Raw genomic sequence first — 8,695 nt, 5'->3', positions numbered from 1 at the left:
GGATCAGTTATGAAGAGTAATGAATTCAAAAAAATTCTGCTTGATGCAATTGACAAAGAAGTTGAATCATACACCTTCTACACAGCGAGTGCAGAGCGGATATCTGATGCAGCCTTAAAGACGATCTTCAAAGAGCTGGCTGAACAGGAGACCATGCACCGTAAGACACTTCAGGCATATCTTTCAGGTGACAAGAAGGAACTCAAATTTGATGAAGTGAAGGATTACAAACTTTCAGAACTCATTGAAAGCCCTCCCCTGACCACTGAGATGAAGCCACTTGACGGTCTGAAACTCGCTATCAAGAAGGAAGAAGACGCTAAGAATATGTACGAAAAATTAGCGGAAGCAAGTATTGATGCAGACCAGAAGAAGGTCTTCCAGGAATTAGCCAAGATGGAACTCGGCCACAAGGCTCGTCTTGAGGATATTTACACGAACTCAGCCTTTGTTGAGGCCTGGTAACCCATATCTCCCGGAGTGAAATACCAATCGGTATTTCATCCGATCTTTTCTCTCGATTCCAACATATATCGATAGACTTTTCTGTGGTTTGATTACCGATTAAGACAATCTTTCCACGATTATCCTCTGCAAATAGAATTCCTACCATGAATTACTTCCCGATACGTGCAGGATGCCATCCCCCATACGTACTTCATTTTATCTTAGCGATGGAAATATATATCATATCCAAAAACTGAGGCTATCCCTATGAACTTTGATGGATTTAATACCAGGATTACAGATCTCATCACCGCTCTCATCACGATAGACCGGCTAGCCATCAGGGATATCCTGAATCCATCAGACGGAGAGGGATCGAAGGGAGAGATAATAGATAAGATAATCGTTCCGGCTCTGGAAGAGATAGGTAGACGATGGGAGGAGGGAACCCTTGCGATATCACAGATTTATATGGCAGGCATCCTCATCGAGGAATCAATTAACAGCATCTTTCCAGAAATTGCTGCACAGCAAAAAGAAAATACCAGGATTGCCACCGTTGTTCTTGAAGATTATCACATGCTCGGAGAGAGGATTGTAGCAACTCATCTTATTGGTGCCGGGTATTCACCAATCAGGTATGGAAGGAGAGACGTACAGGAGTTACTTACCCTCCTGGACCGTGACAAGATCAAATTTCTTCTTATATCAACGCTCATGCTCCCGTCGGCACTAAAAGTAAAGGAAATTTCTTCACAGGTTGCTGGCGAGGTCAAAATAATCGTGGGCGGAGCACCGTTCAGGATCGATCCTGAACTCGGAAATGAGGTAGGAGCTGACCGGGTCTGTTTCACCGCATCTGATGCAATCACCGCTATCCGTGAGTTGGAGGCAGAGTCATGACGATGACCTCCTTAGAACGGATTATGACAACATTGGGTCATAAAGAGCCGGATCGTGTTCCCCTCATTCTCAATCCATCAATGCATCCGGCACAGGAGATCGGGGTCTCTCTGAAGATGTATTTTAGATCACCTGACCTTGTTGCCAGAGGATTGATTGAGACCAGGGCAAAACTCGGTACCGATGCATATATTGCACTCCATTATACCCCGGTAGAATACGAGGCATTCGGGGGTGAAGTTATCTTCAGATCTGATGGCCCGCCAAATAGTGGAAGACCAATCATAACCACCGGAGAGCGTATTGATAATCTGGTTGCTCCTGACATCCAGGAAAGTGCCTGCCTACAGATGGTCCTTGAGATGATCAGGATTTTGAAGAAACGGTCACCAGGTGATGCACCGATATTCGGAGTAGTCCTCTCTCCACTATCGCTTCCTGTTATGCAGATGGGATTTGAGGACTATATCCGGCTCATCTATTCCGATGAAGACAGGTTTAACAAACTCATTACCGTCAACAGCCAGTTTTGTGTTGCATGGGCAAAGGCACAGTTCGAAGCGGGAGTAGATGGCATCATCTATTTTGATCCGGTTTCATCTCCAACTATCATCCCCCCTGAACTCTTTAAAAAGACCGGCCTTATGATCGCAAAAGAGGTAATACCACAGATCCCTGGCCCGGTAGTAGCAACATATGCATCAGCCCGGGTGCTTCCTATCATTGATGATATAATTACCCTCAAAACAGCCGCAATAGGAGTTGGGGAGAGCGAGGATCTTAAAGAGATTAAAGAGAAATGTGCAGGAAAAGTATCAATTATTGGAAACCTGAATGGAATTGAGATGCGACACTGGACCCGTGAACAGGCATTTTCTATCGTACAAAAAGCAATTGCAGATGCAGCACCGGGAGGCGGGTTTATTCTGAGTGATAATCATGGGGAGATTCCATTGCAGGTTCCCTATGAAGTGCTCTTCGCAATTCGTGACGCGGTAAAGACTTATGGAACCTATCCGATCTTATCCTGATCACTCATCCCCCGACCTCACGCTATTTATTTGTGAGACATTTCAGAACGAGATAACCAGAGTTATCGCAGAAATTCCCACACAAAGAATACAGGTATGTCTGTTTCCTCACCATTGTTCTGCAGGGCTGTATCATCTGGAGAATATCAGTCGGTTTCTTCGCGACCATAGCAACCCGGAACATCAGAGTTTGCTCTTTGGTGACACCCAACTTATCAAACAAGGGCTTCTTCCTCCCGGGATCACTCATGCAGGACCAGATACATGCAATGCACTCGTTGCTCCTGAAGAATTCATTGCACACATAATCCAAGGGGGGGCACATATCATCCTTCCCGGATGGCTTCTCTCGTGGGAACGATATGTACGTGAAATGGGGTTTAATCCGAAGAATAAGACCTCATTCTACTCCTCAAGTGTGAACGAGATTATTGTTCTCGATACCGGTGTCATCAGGATACCTGAAGAAAAGATTCGATCATTTGAATGGTTTTCAGGATTGCCGGTACGAACTATCCCGGTTGGAACGTCCCATCTCTCTGGTATTATTCATTCAGCAGTATATCAGTGGGAAACGGACAGGGTCAGATCCTCCTGTAACCAGGAGGTTTCAGCAGCGTTAGAGTCTAACGCCCGTCAAATGGCGGTAATAAATATGATCAGTGACATCGCACGGGTGAGTAAAGAAGAGGATGTCATTTCCCGCATTTTTATGATGTGCCAGTTACTATTTGCACCCCGGTCTGTACGATATCTACCGGTTCAACCGGAAGGACCGGGAACGATGATTTCTATTCCCCCGAACTCAAAAGATGAATCACATAACGCCGTGCTGCTATCAATTTTAGGAAAGGATTTCGAAATTTTTCCGGATCAATCCGGATTCGGCGTGCCAATTATCTACATGCAGGAAACGCTTGGAATTCTCGGAGTATATGAAGTATCTATTCCTGAACGTGTCAGAGAGTACCTCAACCTCACCCTTTCCTTTACCAAGTTACTTGGTCTTGCCATTTCAAATGCCCGTTCATGGCATAATCTAACCACCATAAAAGAGAGATTAGAAGCGGTAAATCTCAAACTTCAGGAAAAAAATGAGGAACTGCTTACCATCTCTCAAGAACTTCAGTCAGCAAATAGAGAACTCATCAAAAGCCAGAAAGAACTGACTGAAAGCGAACTGTTTATCAAAGGGATTGTGAACTCGGCCCATGTGGGAATTGCCGTGATGGATCCTGAATTCCATATTCTGTTCTGGAATCCAGAGATGGAACGAATTATTGGTCTGTTATCTGATGATATTAAGGGAAAAAACTTTCTTGAAGTTTTCCCGCTCATCATCACCTATAAACGGGATCATTTTCTGGTTCAGGCATTAACTGGTGAAATTGTTCAGGCACCTGACTTTTTCTATCCTCCGGGACCTTCAGGCAAACCAATCTGGATATCCAGCATTTACAGCCCGGTTTATGATCATAACCAGAACATAATCGGAATTGTCCTCAATATCTATGATATCACCCACCGAAAGGAGTCAGAACAGGATCTTGAGCGGGCATATGACGCGATCAGGATCGCACAGGAGAAACTGAATATCCTGAGTAGTATCACCAGGCACGATATACTGAACCGGGTAATGGTCATCACTGCGTATAGTGAAATGCTCATCGAGACGGAAACTGATGAAAAGAGCCGAATCCGATTGCAAAATATGTTAACTGCCGGGAGTGATATTCAGCATCTCATTGAGTTCACCCGCCAGTATCAGGAGCTCGGGGTGAAAAAACCAACATGGCAGAAGATCGAAAATATCATGCAAAGAATATCACTTCAGTCAGTATTGGCAGGAGTTGACATCACCATTACCGGTACATCAGCAATGATCTATGCAGATCCCATGCTTGAGAAGGTGATATATAATCTGGTTGAGAACTCAAAACGTCATGGTGAGCATGTCTCTGCAATTACCATCACAACAGAGCAGCAGGGGGATAATCTGATTATTGCATACTCAGACAACGGGGTCGGAGTCCCGTCTGAAGAGAAAAAACTCATATTCAAGAAGGGCCATGGAAAAAATACCGGGATGGGCCTTTTTCTGATCAGGGAGATCCTGGGATTAACAAAGATCAGTATCAGAGAGTGTGGATTACCAGGTGTTGGGGCAAGATTTGAGATGATTGTGCCACATGACGGGTGGCGGAAAGTAACAGAGGAATCATCTCAAAGTCCATAACATGCAGAAAAAATATCAGGCTGTATACTCAAGGGTAAATGTCTGACTTTCATACAGTTTCTCGCCCTGTTTCGCATCGGCATCAGACGAGACGGGGGCAAAGATCCGAAACACCAGGGTGTGAATGCCAGGTTTTCGTAGTTCGGATGGGACATCAAAAAATAAGGTCTCTTTTCCATCAGAACTGAGCCAGTCATGAACCAGTGAAACCTGTTTTGAATCGACCAGGATCTCGGTAATTACTTTCTGACGTGCTGATGCATCGTGGTTAATCCGGTAGAAAAACCGGTTATCCGATACCGTAGTCTTCAGCGTAGTCTGGGGGTCATAATCACCTGCTTTTGTAGTCCAGAATCCGTCAATTGAGATCATCACATCTATCACCTCTTTTTATGGAGATATCATACCATTCTCATCAAAGATAATAGGATTATCGGTGATTGGATACCATCTCTGATTATCAATACAAATCAGACTGATCTGAATTTCATTGGGATGAGAATAATTCAATCGTACCATGTTCTGGCGAAATCCTTATCATCTCTCAAAGATAGGTAATGGATGAGGAGAAAAACATGGGACTTCTTGATGGAATCGGCGGTGCTCTGGGCGGTATGATATCTTCTCCGGAAGGTAAAGAACAGATAATAAAATTCCTGTCATCTCAGGAAGGGATGGCAATGCTCCAGCAATTTATCGGAACACCAGATGGCAAAAAACTTGCAGGTCAGCTCCTGGTGCCAATCCTGGATAACCTGGGTGTACCTGATGCAGTAAAACAAACAATACAGCAGTATATCTGATCAGTGAAGGGTACAGGATTTAACCGGTTACATCGAATGAATTGACTCAGAACGAATGAACACCGGAGATAGGTACCCCAATCCACACAATTTTTCCAGATCTCCAGTTGAGGAGGTTTTCTGTTCTCTTGAGATTGAAGATCTCCAGGATAATGTACCGCAGGTATCGGTATTCGTGAAAGCGCCATATCCGGGATGGAACAAGATTCGTGATTCACTTGCAGCCAGTATTGCTACACTCCCTGATTACCGGAGGGTATCTGGTTTCACCCTCAGATATACGGATCGGTTTCTGATTAAAGAATCAGTGTATCATCAGATAACAGGGGAGATCAGAACTGACTTGTGTAATCAGGTTCAGATTTCAGACACTGCATACGAATTTCACTTGAATATTCCGAATCCCGCAATGAAGGTGCAGATCAGATCCTGGTATGATACAAATGCAAAACCTGGATGGATCCTGGTTTTCACGGTGAAGAGTACTGGTAATTCAGCAGGTAGCAGGTGCGAAGAGATTCTGGACTGGTTTGATTCTGCCCATGCTGAGATACACATCCTCTTTGATCAGATCGTCCCTGCAGCTATCGTGGATCTGATCACATAACGATGACCACTCTTCCTAAAGATCAAAAACATCCAGGAACTGCAGGAGCATACCCCGGATATTGTTTCATGAGTACAATCGGATCCACCGATCCTGCCGGTTCAAACAGATCTTTCCTGCATGCAATCCCGGCACTCATATTGAACGCTCCCTCATCGGTAAACCGGGAGAAGAGAACTCCAGCGTACTCCTCATCGAGGACATAATGCCAATAGGTTCCGGCATTATCTGATATGAAAAATGCCGGATTTGCGAGCAGAGATGATGCTCCTGAAGAACTCCGGTATCCGGTAAGATTCTCATAGAGCTGATCATGCAGGCTGATAAAATCAAGAGTTTTGTTCCCGGAATGGAGATCAAGATCCAGAAGCGACAGGAAGAACGGATACACCCTGATATAACCAGATCCCCATACTGCTTCCTCATCAAGACCGGTACGCATCAGGTCACTAACATCTGAATCAGGGTTTAATACTCCTTCTCCTTTCGTTTCGGAAAGCAGATCCAGACCTTCCGGATTCAAGAGGAACTTTTCAAAGAACAATGAGAAGACCTCGCTGTAACCCGTGGGATCCCTGGCTCCGCTGGAAAGGGTTGCATATCTGCTGGTTGCAAGACTATGTCTGAGCAGATGCCCGTATTCATGAAAGAGAACCTGAAGATCCACCGGAGAAAGAAGAACCTGGTTACGGTTCCTTCCCGGAGGAACAGATACTATTAGAGCTGAAACTGAAGGGATCCAGGATCCCCCCGACTCATGACCGGCACGAAGATAATAAGTTCTTCCAGAGGTACTGCCCACCCGGTCATCTTCTCGAATCCAGAGGTAATACCATGCTCTGGTATCATGGGACTCAGGAGTTGTGATTCGATAGAGGTTCATTCCGGGTGCAAATCCAGGCGAATGTGATACCTGCGTTATTGAGACCCCGAAAATTCGGGAAACAAGGTCATTAACTTCAGAAACCACCTCTTCAGCAGGTAGTCGGGAAGCACCAGCAGATCCATTTGTCTGATTCACAGAGGATACTAACCTGGACCGTAATACCGGGATCTCATAATCATACACAACAGTCGCACCGGGATCGGTTCTCTGTTTTACCTGAAGCAGTTCTGCAGCTTCCTGATGCGATTCATTGCTGGTGACGCGTGACTTGTTATCCAGGTAACACCGCAACTCTGCCATATCAAACGGCACTCCTGACTCATGAAGCTGGTAATCGGCAAATGACCTGTACCCGAGCAGGGTTGCCATCTGCTGCCTGACATTTACGATCCTGGGAATCAGTGCAAGGTTTTGAGAGAGATTGCCATCACGCTGGTTTTTCCGGTACTCATTCCCAATCGTGGAGAGGTTTTGCCCTAATGCAGTGAGTTCTTCCCGGACTGGTTCAGGGAGTTCTGAATAGGAGAATGCATCTTCCAGATGATGCTTAAGTACCTGCTCGGTTTCTGAACCCGCGGTCACATTCCGGAGGGCGTGGCTGATATCACGTCGTAAATATACACTGTTGAGAAATTCATCACGCTGATACGAGGCTGATCCAGCTTCAGCACTAATCAGTATATCTGGAGATTCGGCTCCAATCAATGAATATTTGAGGGTCTGGTCATCAAATAAGGTGAGTATCTCCTCAAGTCTGACAATCGTATTCTGTGAAGTCCGATCTGAATCAGGTATTGCAACCAGATCTTCAAGATCATGGAAGGTTTGTGCAATGGTACGATTCAATTCCCGGGAGATCTCGCCAGGTGGATAGACCAGTTTGACTGGTTCTCCCTGATCCAGGGTTGATCCTAATCCTGATTCAGAATATCTCCCCTCATCCCACCATACTGATACCCATGAACCGGCAACCAGACAAGCACCGATCAGGAGTATCGCAATGAGAAGCGGACGACCCATACTTGTGTATCGTCGTATCCAAAGATATGGACATCGTTTAGCAGGACCTGAGAGGATTTATGTGAGAAGCCAGGGATATCATGAGAGAAGCATACAATCGAGAGACTCGCATCAATCATGATCGGAAAAGGAGAATACCTGAGAACGCTCACTGCAGCAACAACCCATATGAAATCAGTACCGGTGGGTACTGATCTTTCAGGCAGTTCTCCTCCCTCGGTCTTCATCGGTTCTTCATATTATCCAAAAGTCTACGCGGGCCCGATGATCGCACCTCTGCACGGTGATACTTCAGTCATGGATCGTCCGGAGGAATGGATTCCAGGGAACATCCCACAGGAGGAGATCATTCGTTACCGCCTCAGTCTTGTTAGAGGCATGCACCAGGTTCAGGCAACCAATACTGCTGATCGGTTCATCGGAAAACTACAGGAGATAGCACTTTCAGACCGTTCAATTGAGAGTGAGGCTCAATTTTCTACCACCCCTGCCGGATTTTCTTTTAGTGAAGAACATACACCCTACGGCCCGAGTGCCACTATTGAACGCCTGGAGATAGAGGAGCAGCGGTGGAACCGGGATCTGGAAAAGGTTTACTACGATACTGACCTCAAGGCAGCTGAAGCAGTCACCGATCTACACCGACGAAGAGTCCCATTCTCCCATATTCAGAAAGCATTTTCAGTAGGTGTGATGGGAAATGAACGGGGAAGAAGACTCGTGCCAACACGGTGGTCTATCACAGCCTGCGATACGATAATT

Annotated in this window: 8 protein-coding genes and 1 pseudogene; 7 read left to right on the top strand and 2 right to left on the bottom strand. The window is 45.6% G+C overall.

What is annotated here, in order from left to right; translation table 11 throughout:
- The 4 genes from LUQ50_RS01795 to LUQ50_RS01780 all read left to right on the top strand — a co-directional run.
- Positions 1-465 (top strand): ferritin family protein (locus tag LUQ50_RS01795; RefSeq protein WP_367278935.1); only part of this gene is annotated, 465 nt, incomplete at its 5' end.
- Positions 466-714: 249 nt separating this feature from the next.
- Positions 715-1,350: a cobalamin-dependent protein gene (locus tag LUQ50_RS01790; protein ID WP_300035286.1), complete on the top strand. Its 636-nt coding sequence runs from the start codon at positions 715-717 to the stop codon at positions 1,348-1,350.
- A 2-nt stretch (positions 1,351-1,352) separates the two neighbouring features.
- Positions 1,353-2,381 (top strand): uroporphyrinogen decarboxylase family protein, encoded by a 1,029-nt coding sequence (locus LUQ50_RS01785; RefSeq protein ID WP_300035283.1) that lies wholly within the window; start codon positions 1,353-1,355, stop codon positions 2,379-2,381.
- Positions 2,356-4,617 (top strand): PAS domain S-box protein, encoded by a 2,262-nt coding sequence (locus LUQ50_RS01780; RefSeq protein ID WP_300035280.1) that lies wholly within the window; start codon positions 2,356-2,358, stop codon positions 4,615-4,617. The genes LUQ50_RS01785 and LUQ50_RS01780 overlap by 26 nt, the downstream gene beginning before the upstream one ends.
- Before the next feature lie 15 nt (positions 4,618-4,632).
- Here LUQ50_RS01780 and LUQ50_RS01775 read toward each other — a convergent pair whose 3' ends face one another.
- Entirely contained in the window at positions 4,633-4,989 is a 357-nt protein-coding gene (locus tag LUQ50_RS01775; protein ID WP_300035277.1) for a hypothetical protein, read from the bottom strand.
- Between the two features lie 203 nt (positions 4,990-5,192).
- Between LUQ50_RS01775 and LUQ50_RS01770 the strand changes: the two genes are divergently transcribed.
- Both LUQ50_RS01770 and LUQ50_RS01765 read left to right on the top strand, forming a co-directional pair.
- Positions 5,193-5,420 carry a hypothetical protein gene (locus LUQ50_RS01770; RefSeq protein WP_300035274.1) on the top strand — a complete coding sequence of 76 codons (228 nt, stop codon included), beginning with the start codon at positions 5,193-5,195 and terminating at the stop codon, positions 5,418-5,420.
- 55 nt (positions 5,421-5,475) lie between these two features.
- The gene (locus tag LUQ50_RS01765) at positions 5,476-6,027 is read left to right on the top strand and encodes a TIGR04255 family protein (RefSeq protein WP_300035272.1); all 552 of its coding nucleotides are present in this window, start codon (positions 5,476-5,478) and stop codon (positions 6,025-6,027) included.
- A gap of 22 nt (positions 6,028-6,049) precedes the next feature.
- Here LUQ50_RS01765 and LUQ50_RS01760 read toward each other — a convergent pair whose 3' ends face one another.
- A complete protein-coding gene (locus LUQ50_RS01760) occupies positions 6,050-7,933 on the bottom strand; it encodes a M3 family metallopeptidase (RefSeq protein ID WP_300035269.1) in 1,884 nt (627 codons plus the stop codon).
- Between the two features lie 117 nt (positions 7,934-8,050).
- Between LUQ50_RS01760 and LUQ50_RS01755 the strand changes: the two are divergent.
- Positions 8,051-8,695 (top strand): annotated as a pseudogene (locus tag LUQ50_RS01755) (hypothetical protein); the annotation flags it as partial.

It is taken from the genome of Methanospirillum sp. (genome assembly GCF_028679455.1).
In the GTDB taxonomy this organism is placed as follows: Archaea; Halobacteriota; Methanomicrobia; order Methanomicrobiales; family Methanospirillaceae; genus Methanospirillum.
Note: the sequence above shows the minus strand (reverse complement) of the source record. Positions and strands in the feature narration are given on the sequence as shown.